This is a genomic window from Gynurincola endophyticus, assembly GCF_003991195.1.
Classification (GTDB): domain Bacteria; phylum Bacteroidota; class Bacteroidia; order Chitinophagales; family Chitinophagaceae; genus Gynurincola; species Gynurincola endophyticus.
In genome coordinates this window covers 1-16,372 of sequence record NZ_RCWL01000002.1, presented here as the reverse complement: position 1 = coordinate 16,372, position 16,372 = coordinate 1, and the positions used below count along the sequence as shown (strand labels likewise).

At 37.0% G+C, this 16,372-nt stretch carries 18 protein-coding genes; 6 read left to right on the top strand and 12 right to left on the bottom strand.

The features are described 5' to 3' along the window. Positions 1-7: 7 nt before the first annotated feature. Together D9O48_RS04065 and D9O48_RS04060 are read left to right on the top strand one after the other, a co-directional pair. Positions 8-946 (top strand): aldo/keto reductase, encoded by a 939-nt coding sequence (locus D9O48_RS04065; RefSeq protein ID WP_126970904.1) that lies wholly within the window; start codon positions 8-10, stop codon positions 944-946. 113 nt (positions 947-1,059) lie between these two features. Further along, positions 1,060-1,404 carry an ArsR/SmtB family transcription factor gene (locus D9O48_RS04060; RefSeq protein WP_126970902.1) on the top strand — a complete coding sequence of 115 codons (345 nt, stop codon included), beginning with the start codon at positions 1,060-1,062 and terminating at the stop codon, positions 1,402-1,404. Between the two features lie 100 nt (positions 1,405-1,504). Here D9O48_RS04060 and abc-f read toward each other — a convergent pair whose 3' ends face one another. The 9 genes from abc-f to D9O48_RS04015 form a co-directional block, all read right to left on the bottom strand. Further along, positions 1,505-3,091, bottom strand: coding sequence for a ribosomal protection-like ABC-F family protein (gene abc-f, locus D9O48_RS04055; RefSeq protein WP_126970900.1), 1,587 nt, complete (start codon positions 3,089-3,091; stop codon positions 1,505-1,507). 220 nt (positions 3,092-3,311) lie between these two features. After that, the gene (locus tag D9O48_RS04050) at positions 3,312-3,851 is read right to left on the bottom strand and encodes a GNAT family N-acetyltransferase (protein WP_126970898.1); all 540 of its coding nucleotides are present in this window, start codon (positions 3,849-3,851) and stop codon (positions 3,312-3,314) included. A gap of 5 nt (positions 3,852-3,856) precedes the next feature. Then, entirely contained in the window at positions 3,857-4,378 is a 522-nt protein-coding gene (locus D9O48_RS04045; protein ID WP_126970896.1) for a GNAT family N-acetyltransferase, read from the bottom strand. Between the two features lie 441 nt (positions 4,379-4,819). Next, positions 4,820-5,194, bottom strand: a complete 375-nt coding sequence (locus tag D9O48_RS04040; RefSeq protein WP_126970894.1) for a DUF779 domain-containing protein — start codon at positions 5,192-5,194, stop codon at positions 4,820-4,822. Between the two features lie 14 nt (positions 5,195-5,208). After that, positions 5,209-6,714, bottom strand: a complete 1,506-nt coding sequence (locus D9O48_RS04035) for an aldehyde dehydrogenase family protein (protein ID WP_126970892.1) — start codon at positions 6,712-6,714, stop codon at positions 5,209-5,211. 362 nt (positions 6,715-7,076) lie between these two features. Then, entirely contained in the window at positions 7,077-7,631 is a 555-nt protein-coding gene (locus D9O48_RS04030; protein ID WP_126970890.1) for a GNAT family N-acetyltransferase, read from the bottom strand. Between the two features lie 94 nt (positions 7,632-7,725). After that, entirely contained in the window at positions 7,726-8,541 is an 816-nt protein-coding gene (locus D9O48_RS04025) for a TSUP family transporter (RefSeq protein WP_126970888.1), read from the bottom strand. A gap of 45 nt (positions 8,542-8,586) precedes the next feature. Beyond that, positions 8,587-9,057: a Cys-tRNA(Pro) deacylase gene (gene ybaK / locus D9O48_RS04020; protein WP_126970886.1), complete on the bottom strand. Its 471-nt coding sequence runs from the start codon at positions 9,055-9,057 to the stop codon at positions 8,587-8,589. 23 nt (positions 9,058-9,080) lie between these two features. After that, the gene (locus tag D9O48_RS04015; protein ID WP_126970884.1) at positions 9,081-10,118 is read right to left on the bottom strand and encodes a succinylglutamate desuccinylase/aspartoacylase family protein; all 1,038 of its coding nucleotides are present in this window, start codon (positions 10,116-10,118) and stop codon (positions 9,081-9,083) included. A 331-nt stretch (positions 10,119-10,449) separates the two neighbouring features. On the opposite strand from D9O48_RS04015, the gene D9O48_RS04010 reads away from it, so the two are divergent. The 3 genes from D9O48_RS04010 (at position 10,450) to D9O48_RS04000 (ending at position 12,479) form a co-directional block, all read left to right on the top strand. After that, complete coding sequence (locus D9O48_RS04010; RefSeq protein WP_126970882.1) at positions 10,450-11,055, top strand: FMN-binding negative transcriptional regulator; 606 nt, start codon at positions 10,450-10,452, stop codon at positions 11,053-11,055. 42 nt (positions 11,056-11,097) lie between these two features. Beyond that, positions 11,098-11,823, top strand: coding sequence for an AAA family ATPase (locus tag D9O48_RS04005; protein ID WP_126970880.1), 726 nt, complete (start codon positions 11,098-11,100; stop codon positions 11,821-11,823). A gap of 95 nt (positions 11,824-11,918) precedes the next feature. Continuing rightward, positions 11,919-12,479 (top strand): hypothetical protein, encoded by a 561-nt coding sequence (locus tag D9O48_RS04000; protein ID WP_126970878.1) that lies wholly within the window; start codon positions 11,919-11,921, stop codon positions 12,477-12,479. Between the two features lie 33 nt (positions 12,480-12,512). Here D9O48_RS04000 and D9O48_RS03995 read toward each other — a convergent pair whose 3' ends face one another. Together D9O48_RS03995 and D9O48_RS03990 are read right to left on the bottom strand one after the other, a co-directional pair. Continuing rightward, positions 12,513-13,007: a GNAT family N-acetyltransferase gene (locus tag D9O48_RS03995; RefSeq protein ID WP_126970876.1), complete on the bottom strand. Its 495-nt coding sequence runs from the start codon at positions 13,005-13,007 to the stop codon at positions 12,513-12,515. Between the two features lie 35 nt (positions 13,008-13,042). Continuing rightward, the gene (locus D9O48_RS03990; protein ID WP_158624809.1) at positions 13,043-13,819 is read right to left on the bottom strand and encodes a LuxR C-terminal-related transcriptional regulator; all 777 of its coding nucleotides are present in this window, start codon (positions 13,817-13,819) and stop codon (positions 13,043-13,045) included. 376 nt (positions 13,820-14,195) lie between these two features. Here D9O48_RS03990 and D9O48_RS03985 point away from each other — a divergent pair, with 376 nt between their 5' ends. Continuing rightward, positions 14,196-14,693: a hypothetical protein gene (locus tag D9O48_RS03985; protein ID WP_126970872.1), complete on the top strand. Its 498-nt coding sequence runs from the start codon at positions 14,196-14,198 to the stop codon at positions 14,691-14,693. A gap of 425 nt (positions 14,694-15,118) precedes the next feature. On the opposite strand, the gene D9O48_RS03980 is transcribed toward D9O48_RS03985, so the two are convergent. Further along, positions 15,119-16,246, bottom strand: coding sequence for a hypothetical protein (locus D9O48_RS03980; RefSeq protein WP_126970870.1), 1,128 nt, complete (start codon positions 16,244-16,246; stop codon positions 15,119-15,121). Between the last annotated feature and the right edge of the window lie 126 nt (positions 16,247-16,372).

The window sequence follows — 16,372 nt, the reverse complement described above, 5'->3', positions numbered from 1 at the left end:
ACGGGTCATGAAACAATTAGGTAATAGTAGTTTATCGGTAAGTGACTTGATTGTAGGTGGAAATGTTTTTGGCTGGACGATAGGTGAAGAAAAGTCTTTTGAGTTATTAGACGCCTGGCTGGCTCATGATATCAATACAATCGATACTTCTGATAACTATTCACATTGGGGAACCGGTTTGAAAGGCGGTGAGTCAGAAACTGTACTGGGGCATTGGATAAAAAAAAGAAAATGCCGAAGCAGGGTAGTGATTGCTACAAAATTTGGTGGTACATATTCTGAAAACACTTCGCGTAATATTTCTGCGGCATATGCCCGACAGGCAATAGACAGATCATTGAAGCGGTTACAAACTGATTATATTGATTTGTATCAGGTGCACCACGATGATGAACAAACTTCTGTTGAAGAAACCATTGAGGTATTGAATGAATTCGTGTTAGCAGGAAAAGTGCGGGCCATTGGTGTATCAAATATGAATGCCGGAAAAATAGCTGCTTCTATAGAATATAGCCGTTTACATCAATTAGCAGCTTATGTATCTATTCAACCTGAATACAATCTGGTATTCAGAGATAAATATGAACAGCAGTATGCAGCATTGGCAGAAAAGTATGGGCTGGGGGTGATGCCGTATTTTTCACTGGCCAGCGGTTTTCTGAGTGGAAAATATAGAAGAGGAGAAGAAGCATTGCTGCAAACAACAGCGCGTAAAGATTTTGTAAGGAAATATATCAATGATGATAGCTGGAAGGTGTTGGAATGTCTGGAGATGTTAAGCAAAAAAAAGAACCAGTCCATGGCGTCTATTGCTATCCGGTGGGTGATGCAGCAAACAGGGGTCACCGCACCCATAGTTAGTGCAACATCAATTGAACAACTGCACGATCTGGTGAGTGTGCGTACATTTGAATTGAGTGCCGGGGAAATAAATGATTTGAAATAGTATTCTGAGGATAACAAAACAATTTTGAATAAAATCATTAAACAAAATAATGGTTTAACTGAGCGGCATGTTAAATTAACAGATGAAATGTGTTTACTCTTAAAAATTACATCATGGCTTATTCGAAAGGAGCTCAGTTTTCTCAGCAACAACAAATGCTTGCTAAAGTAGCGAAAGCCATTTCGCATCCTGCAAGAATTGCTATCATTGATCATCTGATGACAGCTAAAGAAAGTATTTGCGGTGAAATAGTGAATGAAATCCGGTTAGCGCAACCAACCGTGTCACAGCATTTAAAAGAGTTAAAAACAGCAGGATTAATCGATTGCAAAATTGAAGGAAACGTTGTTCGGTATTTTCTTAATGTTGCGACGTTGGAGCTGTTGGGGTTGTACGTGGTGTACGTTCAAAACAAACTATCACCTGAACGTAAATTAAAGGTTGTTTCGCAAAATTAGAAAATAACTGTAAGGGATATTCTTTCTCTGCTGCTCTGTAAACTGCAAAACAGCAGAGAAAGCCGGCTATTTGATATTTCGGCTTATTTAGGAATTATTGTCACATATCAAAATATTCCTGAATGTTCAGGTCTTCTAAAAAGGTTTGATCGTGTGAAACTACCAGTAAAGTGCCTTTATATGCTTTGATTGCTTCCGTAAGGATTTCTATACTTTGTATATCCAGATTGTTAGTCGGTTCATCTAAAATGATAATATCGGGTGCTGTACGCTGAATGTTGATGCAACATAATAATAAACGCATTTTTTCTCCACCACTCAATTTTGAACAGGATTTATTCCAATCACGTTGATAAAATAGAAAACGAGTGAGGTAGATATTTATCTCGTGTTCTAATAATCCTGTTTTATTGAAAAGCTCTGCTTGCCCGAATACCGTCAGTTGATCGTTCAACAGGCTATAATCCTGATCAATATACACGATCGAATTATATTGAAGCAGTAAACTTCCTGTAGTGGGCGGTATTTTTTGAGTGATGAGATTCAATAATGTTGATTTACCACTACCATTTCCACCTTTTATAGCGAGCCTTTGTCCGCAATTAATTTCAAAATTGAAATTTTCTTTCCAGAGATTACCACGCCCATAAGAAAAATTTAAATCAGTTGCCTGAATCAGTTTTTTACCAAAATGAAGTTTCGTATTGTCTAGTTCCAGACGCATTCCATCTTTAATAATCAACTGGTCTTTAATCTGATCCAATTCTTTTACCAGGTTCTCTTTTTTGTCTGCATGAACGGCTTTTAATTTCGCACTGCTCGCTTCACCACTATTGCGAAGTTTATTAAGCATGATGGTCGGAATACCACCGGCAGAATTCTTTTTCTTCCCGCGTGTATTTAGTTTGTTTTGTCTTTCGATTGATTCTCTTTCTGTTTGTTTTGCCTTTCTGATTTCATGCTCCTTGTTTTTGAGTTGTTGTGCCAGCGCTTCCTCTGAAAGCAGTTTTTGTTCTTTGAAAAATGAGTAGTTGCCACCGAACTTATTTAATCCTTTCGGCGTAAGTTCCCATATTTCTTCCATCTGATTCAGCAAACCACGATCATGGCTCACTATCAGGTAGGTTTGTTTTGAATCACGAACATAGTTCATCAATAACTGCCGGCTATAAGTATCTAGATGATTGGTCGGTTCATCTAACAAAACCAGTTCGGGTTGATGAATCATTAATCCGGAGAGGAATACTTTTGTTTTTTGTCCGCCGCTTAACTTTTGTAATGGGGTATTCATATCAAAAGAAGTCAGTTGCCAATAGCTGAAAGCTTCTTTGCAACGTTCTTCAATCGTCCAGTCGTCATCGAGGTCGGTATAATTTTGCTCGTCAATGCTGCCGTTTAAGATAGCAGACAGTGCTGCCAGCTTTTTATCAACGTGTAATGCCTCAGCAATAGTGAGATGATCAAACTGGCCTACTATCTGCGGAATGTAATAAGCTTTAGAAAGCATATGAATTGTTCCTTCAGCAGCAGATAAATTTCCGGCAATCAGTTTCAGCAGGATGGATTTACCCACACCATTGTCACCAACCAGTGCTACTTTTTTTTGCGCGGGTATAAAAGCATTAATACCTGAGAATAAAGGTTGAAGATCGGGATGTATATATCCCAATTGTTGTATAGAGAGCATAATTTCTTTCTGTTGAAATAGTTAAATATTATATTAATTGCCCGGGCGGGCAGCTGAAATGATATTTAGAAAGAAATTATCTACTACATGGAAACAAAAGATTTGTGTACTGTAAAATTAAACAATTTTTTGAATAATTGAAAGCGTGGGCATTTTTTTCAATTACTAATGGTATAATTTGCTTATTTCTAACTACTTGGATGCAGCCGGAATAACCGTCTCAGCTGTTCCTCTGGTACCATATTTCTTTTTTGATTTCATATACAAAATTCGAACGGGGTGCTTCTCCGAAGTAAGGCACTATTTCTTCTCCGGTTTTAATTGCCCCGATACGGCCGATGGCTATTTGTGAACGCGTGTTTTGGGCACCGATATGGAAATATACTTTAGTTACAAATTGAAAGATATAATCAAGCATCATCTTTTTTACCAAAGGGTTGATTCCTTTTCCCCAGTAGTCGGTGGCATAAAAAGTATAACCTATAAAGATGCTATCGTCTTGTTCATTATGATCATAAAATCGGGTACTTCCAATAGTATTTCCTGTTTGTTTATCAATGATTTTAAAAGCACCCTGGCTTTGCAGTGCTCCTTCAAAAAAAGTTTGAAATACTTCTTTTTTCCATCTGTCTTTGTTGGGATGTTGTTCCCATACTTTAGGATCGGCAGCTACCAGATACAGATTTTCAAAATCACTTTCCTTTAAAGGTAAAAGCTTTACCTTTTCTGTTTCAAGAACCGGTTGTATATTGATTGGCATGGTGTTTAGTTTAGTGCTTTTTTCATCATAATATCTGTTTGTTCGGAACTACCCAGTTTGAAAATATGTTGATCGAAGGCTACAAATCCATTTTTTTGATAAAAAGCAACGGCTCGATGATTTTCTTCCCACACCGCTAACCAGAGATAAGATTTCTGAAGATGATGAGCGGTCTCAAATGCTTTTTCATAAAGAATCTGGCCAACTTTCAGACCATGATATTCTTTTTTAACATAGATGCGTTCTATTTCGATGGCCGTATCATCCTGTAACTCAGTTTGTGCCTGACCGGTATTCAGCTTCAGGTAGCCGACAGAAACCTGATCGTGCCAGGCGATGAAAAAAAGAGAGTCCGGATGGTTTAACTCGCTTAATAATTTTTCGGTACTAAAACTTTCAGCAAGATATTTCTTCATGTCTTCTGCTGAGTTGGTAGAGGAAAAAGTTTCAAAAAAGGTATCTCTGCCTATTTGTTGTAAAATGGTAATGTCTTTTGGGTTTGCCTCTTTTACGATGATCTCTTTCACGGTATTACTATTTTGTAAGTTAATTTATAAAGTTACGTTTTAGTTTTACATTCTCAGGTTGATTACACTCGTATAATCACTTTCATGTGAGTAACCTGCCCGCTGATTCCTGCATTTTAAGATGGGTATTAAGCAAATTCCCATATCAGTTTTTATAGCCTTCTTAGAAAGCATGTGATTGGAATATGAAAGAACCAGGGCTTCTCATGATTTATAGAATTATCCTAAGGGTAATTCCAAGCGTTTGAACAGGCCGGTCGTAGTAAGAGTTTTATACAAAGAAATCCCTCTGTTACACATACATACAAATCTCAAGAATTTAGGCATTTCAAAAAAGGATTTTGAAGAATATTTAAAAAGAAATTCATAGTTGTTGTTCTGAAGAATATAATTTATTATAAATTAAAACCCTTGTTAACTAACAAGGGTTTTAATTTGCTTTTATTCCATTCTTTTTACCGGTTCGAGGTTTTTCAGTTCCTCTTCAGTAAAAAGCCGGTAGTGTATTTTAAAAGTTTTGTTGTAAGGTGTTTCGAGTGAAAAACCGCCCGGTCCGAAACCATCCAATACATCGAGTGTAAAGTGAGAATATTGCCAGTACTCGAATAAATCTCTGTCTACCCAAAATTCGTAACCATTAATGGTACCGATGCAAACATCATTCATCCGGGGAAAAAAGCCTCCTTTTTCGAAGCATTGCGGTTGCGTTCCTTCACAACAGCCACCTGCCTGATAAAACATTAAGTCGCCATGTTGCTCACTTAATAGTTGAATCATCTCAAGTGCTTTTTCTGTGGCATCCAAACGTTTTACCATGGTAGTATTTTTAATTAGAAGAATCCTAGTTTTTGTTTATTATAAGAGATCAGCATATTTTTTGTTTGACGATAGTGCGCCAGCATCATTTTATGATTTTCTCTACCTACGCCTGATTGTTTATATCCACCAAAAGGTGCTCCGGCCGGATAACTATGATATTGGTTTACCCAAACTCTACCTGCCTGAATTGCTCTTGGAACACGATATAATTCATGAGCGTCTCTGGTCCATACACCGGCGCCTAATCCATACATGGTATCGTTGGCGATTTCAATCGCTTCCTCAACCGTTTTGAAGGTGGTAACGGCCAGAACCGGTCCGAAAATTTCCTCCTGGAAGATACGCATCTTATTATGTCCTTTAAACAAAGTAGGTTGAATATAGTAACCGTTTTCAAGATCGCCGCCCAGGTGGTTAATATCACCGCCGGTTAACACTTCTGCACCTTCTTCTTTACCCAGTTTAAGGTAAGATGCAATCTTATCTTTCTGAATTTGTGATGCCTGAGCACCCATCATTACAGTCGGATCTAACGGATTACCTACTTTTATTGCCTGCACTCTTTCAATAACACGTTTGATAAAGGCATCGTAAATATCTTCCTGAATTAATAGTCTTGACGGACAGGTACAGATCTCACCCTGATTTAAACAGAATAGTACAGCTCCTTCAATCGCTTTGTCGAGGTATTCGTCGTCTTCATCCATTACTGAGTTGAAGAAAACGTTAGGAGATTTACCACCCAGTTCTAAAGTAACGGGAATAATATTTTCGGTAGCGTATTGCATTACCAGTCTGCCGGTAGCTGTAGACCCGGTAAAGGCTGCTTTTGATACTTTAGGGTTTGTTACCAAAGGGCGTCCGAGTTCAGCACCGAAACCATTAATGATATTGACTACACCGGCCGGTAATATATCACCGATTAATTCCATCAGTACCATGATTGAAACGGGTGTACTTTCTGCCGGTTTCAGTACAACGCAGTTACCTGCAGCCAGTGCCGGCGCCAGCTTCCACACAGCCATCAGAATCGGGAAGTTCCATGGAATGATCTGTGCCACAACACCCAGTGGTTCGTTGATGATGAGGGAGAGCGTATCTTTATCCAGTTCCGTTGCTGATCCCTCTTCAGCGCGTATCACACCGGCAAAATATCTGAAGTGATCAATTGCTAAAGGAATATCCGCATTCAATGTTTCTCTTACTGCTTTACCATTATCTACTGTTTCAACAGATGCTATATATTCTAAGTTTTCTTCTATCCTGTCGGCAATTTTATTCAGCAAAATGCTGCGTTCGGTTGCTGATACATTTTTCCACGATTTAAAAGCATCATGTGCCGCATTGACTGCCAGTTCTATGTCTTCTTTCGTTGAATGTGCTGCTTGTGTGAATACTTTACCGTCTATCGGTGAAATAACATCAAAATACTTTCCCTTCGAAGGTGCTGTCCATTTTCCATTGATGTAGTTATCATATTTGTCTTTGAAACTTGGTCGTTTAATAGCGTTTGGCATATGACATTTATTTAAGTTAAAAAATGATTTCAATTGTAAATGACGATGTTTAACCATTGATAAGAGCGCAAAAAAAATTTACCCTCTTTTTAAATACTAACAGGTATTAGTTTTTATTTGTTCGTAAGTTTTGGGATTTTAATGTATAAGTGAAGTTGCTGGCTCCGCTGTACCATTATTAACGTTATGCTGAACAGCTTAAAAGCTAACAGCAGGAACGGATTATTAAGCAGTGTGGTGCAGAATTGCCGGTAAGTAGAACGGATTTTACTTTAAAATCGGCCGGCTGATTCATGATATTAAGTTAAGAAATTGATCTTGAAATATTTGCAAATTACATGTTACAGTGTGGTTAATGTCGTTTATAGTGTTTTCGACCAATCCCATAATACAATATTCCAGTCCTGATATTTATCAGAGAAAGTATGAATGGTTTTGAATCCGGCTTTCTGGTGTGCTTTCATAGAGCGTTCGTTGGATACGGCGATTTCAGTAACACAATAATTATATTTTTCTGAGTAGGATTCTTTCATAGCAGTATACATTTTTGTTAGCAAGCCCTGGTTACGATAAGCTTTATCTACGCATGCTTGTCCGCAAACGATGTATTTTGAAGAAGATAATTGCTGTTGATTATATTGCAGGTTATTGAGCAACTCAAACATAGGAACCAGTACCGGTACTTCATTATTTAAGGATGGATCCATTGATAATACATAACCTACTACTTTATCATTCTCTACTGCAATAACATGCCGCGCAATACCATTCATTTTTTCAAGTAATTCAAGGGTATGCTTCACTGTTACGAATCCTTGTTCTTTTATTTCCTGTTCTGAAAGATTGGCGGGCAGGTTGAGTGCTTGTAAATCAAGTATACCTTGTAGATGTGTTCTGTTTTCAGCAAGGGTGATCATAATTTTATTATTTTAAGATGAATAAAATTATGCATTTAGGCTGGATGAGTTTACTTACAGTTTTTTACCTGTGTATGAGTACAGTTTGTTTTTGTTAGCTAAACACTGAAGGGCTGAATTCTTTCCACACATCATATGCATAACGGATGATCATAAGAGAAACTACTACCAGAAAAAGTTTGCGTACAAAGGCATTTCCGTTTTTCAGTGCCATACGGCTGCCAATAACATTTCCCAGAATATTGAAAACTGCCATCAGTATACCTATTTCGAGTAGATAATTTCCAAGTTTTATAAATACGATAAGAGCAGAAATATTGGTAAGACAATTGATGATTTTTGAATAGGCGGAAGCAGTTACAAAGTCGAAACCGAGAATAACAACAAAACCGAGAATCAGGAAGCTACCGGTTCCGGGTCCGAAAAAACCGTCATAAAATCCTACCACCAGCCCGATGAGTGATCCGAAAAGAATTTGTTTTGGAAGGCTTAATGTTTTACTCACCGAATTACCCAGACTCTTTTTCCGGTAAATGTAAATTGCCATAACAATGAGAATAAACAGAATTACAGGTTTCAATACATCGGCACTGATAAAGCTGACCAGTTTGGCTCCTGCTGTAGATGCTATAAATGAACAGACCGATACTGCCAGTAATAACTTGTAATCAAACTTAATTCTGCGGGCGTATTGGTAAGCTGCTACAGAAGTGCCGGATAATGCTGCAATCTTGTTGGTGCCGAATAGAGTAGCTACCGGTGCATTCGGAAAAGAAATCAGCAATGCGGGAATTTGAATTAATCCACCTCCACCCACAACGGCATCAATAAAACCGGCAATGAAAGCAACTACAATTAAAGAGCTTATTAATGCAGCAGAGTGGTCGGTCAGGAAAAGGGATAAGTCCATTACTAAAGTTTCGTTTATACAAATAACTCAATTCGTTCATGTTTATTATATCAGGTCAGCCAGTGTGGCGTCAATGGCTTTCACCAGGTCGAGGGGATGAATGATAATTTGTAACCCTCTTTTACCGGCACTGATTACAATGGTTTTTTCTATTGAAGATAATTCTTCAATAAATGTTGGAAATTGTTTTTTCATACCGATAGGTGAACAACCGCCACGGATATAACCCGTCACCGAAAGTAAGTCTTTCATCGGTAACATTTCACAGTTTTTGTTTCCTGAAGCCCTGGCAATCTTTTTTAAGTCTAGTTGTGCATTGCCGGGAACAACTGCTACCAGGTAAGGATCTTTCTGTCCTTTTAATATAAGCGTTTTATACAAACGTTCGGGTTCAATACCGATTGATTCTGCTACATCTGTTGCACTGAGATGGTCTTCGTCTACTATATAAGTGCGCAGTTCATACGGAATACTTAAACTATCTAAAATACGTACTGCATTTGTTTTTTGTATCATCTTTGATTTACTAAGCTTTTATATTAATGCCCGATACAAAAAAGCGTTTCGTCTTTATTAACAGGGGGTGTTCCCACTTTGTATAATATCAGGCCTTCGGTGGGCGATAAGATCGTGTGCAGTGTTTTTCCAAACTCATCAGCAATGTAACCGAGTTCCTGGCCTTTCAACACTCTATCGCCACTTTTAAAATTACTATAAAAAATTCCTTTTACCGGTACCTTAATATAAACCTGGTCTGAAAGTATGATGGGTGCTCGTGTTTTCGTAGAGCGGCCTGTAGTGGTATACATTGTCATATGATCAAGCATATTATACACTGCTGTTTTAATCAGTTGTACATTTTCTGATTGTACTGTTCCTAATTTTCCTGCTTCAATGCTAAGCGCCGTAATATCGTGTTGTGTGGCCTGTTTAAATGCATATTTAGCAGGTTCTGTAGAAGAAATGGTATAAGGATAAGAAACAATGTGATCTATTCCTGATGCAACAGAGAGCTGGTGTGCCTGGCTGGTTTGTAAGGAAGCATCTTTGCGGTCATAATAACAGATAAAAGGTAGCAGGTCTTCATTTGCATCTCCGCCGTGGATATCGAGAAAAACATCGCTCTGCGGAATAATATTGCCGGTGATCCAATGGGCAATCTGTTCGGTGAGTGTACCGCTAGCAGACCCCGGAAATGCGTTATTGAGGTTTTTTGAATCAACCGGATTCACAAAAGGAACTCTTTTGTAAAAAGACGCAATATTAGCTATTGGTAAAACGACCAGTGTGCCTTTCAGTTCAGCCGGATTAATTTCATTTACTAATTCCTGTACGGCAATAATAGGGGGATACTCATAACCATGTATACCGGCTACAATTGTAAACACCGGCCCTTTTTCTTTTCCATTAATGACTGTTAGCGGTAAATAATTAAATTCAGAGGAGCTGCTAAACCGGATGAGCGTATCTTTTCTTTCATTTTGGGATTGCAGAAAGGATTTTGTAAAGTTCTGTGCCTGCAACGTGAAAGGAAAAAGAAGGCCGTAAAGAATTAATATTTTTTTGATCTGCTTCATTTTTAGGATGTTTTACATTCAACGGCTAACATTTTTGAAAGGAGCAATGTTGACCCGATAATGAAAAAGTGCCTGACAAAGATAATGTTTGTTAATGCATATGTAAAAGTGTATCAATTAATTAACATTCTATGGGATGAAATGTTTGGTTATTGATGCACGGTCTTGATGAGTAAGCTGAAAGCCTCTTTTTCCTGAACGTTGGGCTTATCCATCAATCCGTACCTTTTATCAAGAATTTTACATAAAAGCCAGTATTAAAGGATATTTTTGTAAATCCAGAAATGATTTGAATTGTATGGAGAGCGTGTTTAAGGTTAAATGTTAATGTATGTATATTCCTAACTCCTTTAAGTTTGAAGACCGGCAGGCGATGATCGATTTTATGAAAAAGTATAGCTTTGCCACGATTATTACCGTGAAAGAAAACATTCCGGTAGCCACTCAATTACCGTTTTATATACAGCAAACTGATGAACATTTATTATTACGGTCGCATTTCGCAATAGCCAATGAGCAGGCACGCTATATTCAGGAAAATACCTCATTAGTTATTTTTTCAGAACCACATGCGTATATTTCTCCCAAACATTACGACAAACGCGAGAGTGTTCCTACCTGGGATTATATAGCCATACACGCTTACGGAAAAGGCCGTATTCTTGAAAGCGAAGCGGAAAAGATCGATTTGCTGGAACAAACCATAAAATTCTATGAGAAAGATTATCTGGAACAATGGAATAGTTTAAGTGACAAGTATAAAAATGGAATGATTCGGGGTATTGTGGCTTTTGAGCTGGAGGTAACCGGCTTGCAGGGGCAACAAAAACTCAGTCAGAATAAAACGCAGGAAGAACGTAACAGAATTATTAATCATCTCGAACAAACAGGTAATACTGTAGAAAAAGATATTGCTGTTTATATCAGCAAATTATAGTTTCAGTTATTTTGTTAGTTGTGGTGAAATAAAAGAGTTGATATGAATATATACGATCTGATTATTGATGACAAGAATGCCGTAAAGTTGGAGGATGTATTATTGAGCGAAGAGAATAGAAAAACGGTTAACCAATTGATTAAGGAACATCTTTATATAGAGGAATTGTCGCGTTACGGATTACCGGTGAACAATAAAATATTTTTACATGGGAGTTCGGGTTGTGGTAAAACAACAACGGCAAAAGCGATTGCTGCAGCTCTGGGAAAACCGATTTTGATTTTGAATCTGAGCAATGTGGTTTGTTCTCGAATCGGAGAAACGTCTCAAAATATAAAAGCAGTCTTTGATAAAGCTGCCAGAGACAAAGCTGTTTTGTTTTTGGATGAGTTTGATCAGGTAGGCAAGGAGCGGGGTAATGATGAAAAAGATGTAGGGGAAATGCGCAGATTGGTCAATACGCTGATTCAATTGATCGATTACTTTCCTGAAAAGTCGATGCTCATAGCTGCTACTAATCATGCTACTATCATTGATCATGCATTAACCCGTCGTTTTCAACTTCGATTGAGTTTTGAAATGCCCTCCCGCGATGAATTAGACCTGTATTACGATAAATTGTTGGCTGAATTTCCACCACATCTTCGAAAAATAGAACGGCTATACGCAATTTCATATGCAGAGGCGAAAGACAATGCACTCACCCAGGTGAAAGTGATCTTGATTCGACAGTTAGAGAGTGCTGAAAAGTTAAGTGTTGAAAAATAAATACAAAATTTTATTATAAAAAAAGTATAATGTTTCAGAAGAATAGATTGCATGCTTTTGGGAGCCTATTTTTATTGGCTACTATTTTTTTTCTAATGGCTTGTAATAAAATCGATGGTGATAAAAAGGAAGAAGATACCAATGCTTCAGCTATTTTGAAATACATTGAATCGGGCGCACAATTGCAAACACTTACGAATAGCTTTATGAATGAGTTTGTATTTGATAACATAAATGTAGTCAGCGTTGGTGCTTATCCCCAGCAACCTTTTGTTTTTTACTATGATGCCGCATGGTCTAAACAGTTAACCAATGAACTCTATTTAAACAGGCATTTAAGTGCTACTGCCGGTGCTGGCAGTATGACAATGGAAGATTATTCGTCATTAGGATTTGTAAAAATTTCTGACAGCAGATTGAATGAATCTCCTTATAAAAATTTACTCTTAGTAAAGAAAAGTGATAATAATAAACGTGACTGGCGATTTGAAATGCATATCCCCTTAGAAAATAATAACAGGCGTTCTCAGAATATCACTATATCCGGTTCTTATTCTCCTTGGAATGACCATCTTGAAGCAACCGTTCCTGCGCCTCCCGGTGATAATGAGGTAGTCTCAGTGATGTTGCAATTAATAGAGTCACAAAAATTGTAGTTTATCCGAAATGAATTGAAACGGATAGCTCTTTTAAAGAACTATCCGTTTTCCATAATAAACGTGCCCGATTTCTTTGTCTTCAAAAACAGCTACATTCGGTAGATGTCCCCATTTTTCATAATTGTATTTTTTCAGTAATTCAATACTGGCATCATTACTATCGATGATAATTGCAATAAAAGTTTTTAATCCCAGCGATGCACATTTTGCTTCTGCATGTTCGATTAATTGTTTTCCAATACCGCGGCGTTGATAACTACTGTCAATATAATAACTGATTTCTGCTGTTTCTCTAAGTGCCATTCTACCAGGCCGGTAGGCACTGACTGCTAAGTAGCCAACTACTTTGTGGTCGATTTCAGCAACGAAAACCGGATAATGATCATTATGATCTTCAAACCATTTTTTTCTTTTTTCTTTGGTGAGCGGCATTAAATCTGCTGTTTTGAACTTCAATGATACTGCCTGGTTATAAATATTATCAATGGCTGTAATGTCTGCAATAGTTGCGTTGCGAATCTTCATTATGTTAGATAGCTTTGGTGTATAAATAGTGAATGTTATAGCCAACCGTTTTCCATCGCCTTTTTCAAGAGCTCAGGAAAATTATTGCAGTTGCTCTTTTTCAGGATATTTTTCCGGTGGGTGTTGACTGTATGAATGGATATATATAACTCTTTAGCTATTGCCATAGAGGTTTTTCCTTTTAATACCTGCTGTAAGATTTGCTTTTCCCGCGGGCTGAATATTTCCGGATGCGGAATATTGAATGTTTTAGTGGTGGATACATTATAAAACGAAGGTTCACCTTCGAGTCCGATAAAAGACAAACCAGCTGGTTGATCTCCTCCTTTTAAGTGTGTAATGTCGGTATGTACACCTAATACTCTGAGTACGGCAGCTGTTTCGTCTGTTTGAATGGTTAAAACCTGTTGCAGAATCCACTTGTAAGAACCATCAGTATGCCTGATCCGGTAATCGTAACTCACTTTGTATCTTAATACCTGCTCAGGAGTGAGTTTGCTGAAAAATTCCGTTACAGTGTGCTCATATTCAATAAAACGCGATTTGTCATCAGGATGAATATTATCGTATAAATATTCTATCGTTAATTCATTGGCATGATGCAATCCCCAGATGTATTTTGCCCGCTCACTGATAAACTCCATATCAGCTCCGTTTGTCCTGAATATATAGTAATAAAAATCTCCGACATGAAAGATATGCTGAAGTTTTTTATGCAGTTGCAGTTGAAAATCAGGATCAGGAGTTATCTCATTATTCCCGCCTATCTGATACCAGGTTTTTTTCATCTGGTCGTATTGTAATAACTCCATCGGCATTTGAATTAAAATCACTAGAAGTAGCTATTGGTTGCTATATAGAAAATTACAATTTTTGCTTCATAAGTAGATCATTTTCACGATGGTATTGTTGTTAATTTCAAAAAAAAGTACTCCTGAAAAAAAATATACTGCGTATTCAGGCAGAACAGGTAATTGATATCTACTAATTTGTTATAAATTTAATATGAAATTGTTTGATAGTCAGTTGTTAAGTGTTGTAATCTGATTACTGTTTAAGTTTATCACTTCCTTAATCCAAATGTAGGTACTCTTAACAGGATCCAGGGTTTTATGTAATAAATGTTTTTTACTTTTCGTTTTATATAATGCCCTGTTTATTTAAAAGACAGCTTCTTAATTATTTTTTATGAAAAATATATATATTCTTGTTGTGTTTTTTTTGCTGGTATCGGCTTCGGTAAGTGCTCAGAATGATTTAAAGGTCGCCGATCTGAAAGGCAAATGGACAATGGTAGCTTTTGATATGGGAGGAATCTATTATGATTGGATAAATGATTCAATAAGGCTACCGGAACATATGTCTTCGCAGGTAGAAGCGAAAGACTTAGCCGAAACAAAAAAGAAAATCAAATCTAATCTGACACCTTATACCAAGGGAGAACTTGAAATAACTGATAATAGGTATATACAAACTTTATTGGGTGATACCAGGGCGGGTGATTATACATTGATAAAAAAGGACGGATTTCAACAGTTACGTGTTGTGAATGACGTTGATGATTTAATGGAAGAAGAATTGATAGACTTTTTTATTATCATGATGATAAAAGATATTTTGGTCTTAAAATATATAGATGAAGCGGAAGAAAGCGAAGCCTTGCTTTATTTTAAGAAAGATCAATAGAGTTTTTAAGAATGCACTCACCACTTTACTGTTAAAGTGGCGGCGGTTTTATATTTTTCAAATATAGAAAACGTGATTTTTTGTTTATCTTCAGTAGATGAACGAACAAATTACTTGTAAGAAAGCAAAAAGGGCAAAAAAACTTGGTATATTTTCGATTCTTTTTCTACAGGCTTCCATTGTTTGTTTTCTGATATGTACCCTTACCGAATTGGGTAATTCTGCAATTTTCATGGGTATTGTATTGTTTCTGTTCGGAGCTTTTATTCTTGCGTTAATAAGTGTTGCAATACATAAAACGTTGGCAGGTAGTATAAGTTTAATATTATCTTCCGGATTGGTTATTTGTTATATTGGGTTAATATACGTTGTTGAAAAAGATATAAATGAGTCACAATACAAACCTTTTCCTACCGGTTATAATATTACCCCACTTCAACATCATTTTTATCTTTACGAACAGATGCGATCAGTACAGGGTCTATCCGCAAATCAGGACGGAACAATTCAACTCCTTCGATAAACTTTTTCATTAACGATTTGGTATCTCTTCCAACATACCAGATATGACCATTATTAAATGTTTCTTTGTATTCGATCAGTTTTCCATTTTGACTTTCCCACCAAACAATACAGTTGCTGACAGTTGGTATAGTAGGTGTGGCAGTCCAGCTTAAGGTCTGATAAATATCATAAGTAAGTGGTGACTTCCGGAGATCAGACCAGGCTAACTTCCGGATGGTTTTTTTATGCAGTTTATTCAAATAGTGTATTCCCTGCTGATCTATTAAAATATGTGTATGTGCCTTCCGTAAAATACTGTATAGTACAATGAGTAACACTACTACTATTACTGAAATGAGCGGCATAGAAGCAATTGAGTTGACGCCCAGAATGATTGCCAGTAAGAATATAAAAGACATTAGTGTTCTGATAAAAATTCTTACAAAGCCTGCCTCCAATGATTTACCAGATTGTGAGAGAAGTGACTTAAACAAAACAGGCCCTTTGCTCTTGGTGATGTTTACTGTGGTGTAACTAATTGGGGGGAAGTGATATTGATCTTTTGCAAAACCAAAGTAACGATATTTAGTCCACCCACATTGGTTAAATTTTGCTTCCAGCTCCAGACAGGCATTTAAATCTTTTTTTGTTACAGCAGATGTTTTTTCTAAACCGCTGAGAGTGAAAAGTATATGATCTTTTTCTATCCATACAAATACTGAAATATTATCAATAGACACCATTCCGGGCTGTTCTAAGTCTGGAAACTCATTAATTCTTGTCCGGAAGTTCGCGATAAAAGCTTCAGAAGGGTATTCTTTTTCAAGTGCAGTGTCAGGCATTCCTTCAGGAATAATGTTTATTCCAATGTTTAAATGCTGTAATTTTCTTAATAAATCTTCGCGGTTTGAATAAATGATACCGGCTTTAAATTCATCAGTATCATTGGCATAACCACCGTAGGCACGCTTATAACAGAAATAGCTGAGCATATTTTGCCATTGGCTTATTTCCTCCCGGCTATGAGTTCTGTACAAATATTTTTGCATGCTGATTCAATTATCGTTAATGCCACTAAAATATTTTTTCAATAGAAAAATCTATTGCTATATCCTACAAGAACTTTACCATAAATATGCAATCCATTCAGGATTGTTGTTTTGCTTCCCAAAAGC

Coding starts and splice junctions, on each gene's coding strand:
- D9O48_RS04065 (WP_126970904.1), top strand. CDS start 8: ATGAAACAATTAGGTAATAGTAGTTTATCGGTAAGTGACTTGATTGTA.
- D9O48_RS04060 (WP_126970902.1), top strand. CDS start 1,060: ATGGCTTATTCGAAAGGAGCTCAGTTTTCTCAGCAACAACAAATGCTT.
- abc-f (WP_126970900.1), bottom strand. CDS start 3,091: ATGCTCTCTATACAACAATTGGGATATATACATCCCGATCTTCAACCT.
- D9O48_RS04050 (WP_126970898.1), bottom strand. CDS start 3,851: ATGCCAATCAATATACAACCGGTTCTTGAAACAGAAAAGGTAAAGCTT.
- D9O48_RS04040 (WP_126970894.1), bottom strand. CDS start 5,194: ATGGTAAAACGTTTGGATGCCACAGAAAAAGCACTTGAGATGATTCAA.
- D9O48_RS04035 (WP_126970892.1), bottom strand. CDS start 6,714: ATGCCAAACGCTATTAAACGACCAAGTTTCAAAGACAAATATGATAAC.
- D9O48_RS04030 (WP_126970890.1), bottom strand. CDS start 7,631: ATGATCACCCTTGCTGAAAACAGAACACATCTACAAGGTATACTTGAT.
- D9O48_RS04025 (WP_126970888.1), bottom strand. CDS start 8,541: ATGGACTTATCCCTTTTCCTGACCGACCACTCTGCTGCATTAATAAGC.
- ybaK (WP_126970886.1), bottom strand. CDS start 9,057: ATGATACAAAAAACAAATGCAGTACGTATTTTAGATAGTTTAAGTATT.
- D9O48_RS04015 (WP_126970884.1), bottom strand. CDS start 10,118: ATGAAGCAGATCAAAAAAATATTAATTCTTTACGGCCTTCTTTTTCCT.
- D9O48_RS04010 (WP_126970882.1), top strand. CDS start 10,450: ATGTATATTCCTAACTCCTTTAAGTTTGAAGACCGGCAGGCGATGATC.
- D9O48_RS04005 (WP_126970880.1), top strand. CDS start 11,098: ATGAATATATACGATCTGATTATTGATGACAAGAATGCCGTAAAGTTG.
- D9O48_RS04000 (WP_126970878.1), top strand. CDS start 11,919: ATGGCTTGTAATAAAATCGATGGTGATAAAAAGGAAGAAGATACCAAT.
- D9O48_RS03995 (WP_126970876.1), bottom strand. CDS start 13,007: ATGAAGATTCGCAACGCAACTATTGCAGACATTACAGCCATTGATAAT.
- D9O48_RS03990 (WP_158624809.1), bottom strand. CDS start 13,819: ATGGAGTTATTACAATACGACCAGATGAAAAAAACCTGGTATCAGATA.
- D9O48_RS03985 (WP_126970872.1), top strand. CDS start 14,196: ATGAAAAATATATATATTCTTGTTGTGTTTTTTTTGCTGGTATCGGCT.
- D9O48_RS03980 (WP_126970870.1), bottom strand. CDS start 16,246: ATGCAAAAATATTTGTACAGAACTCATAGCCGGGAGGAAATAAGCCAA.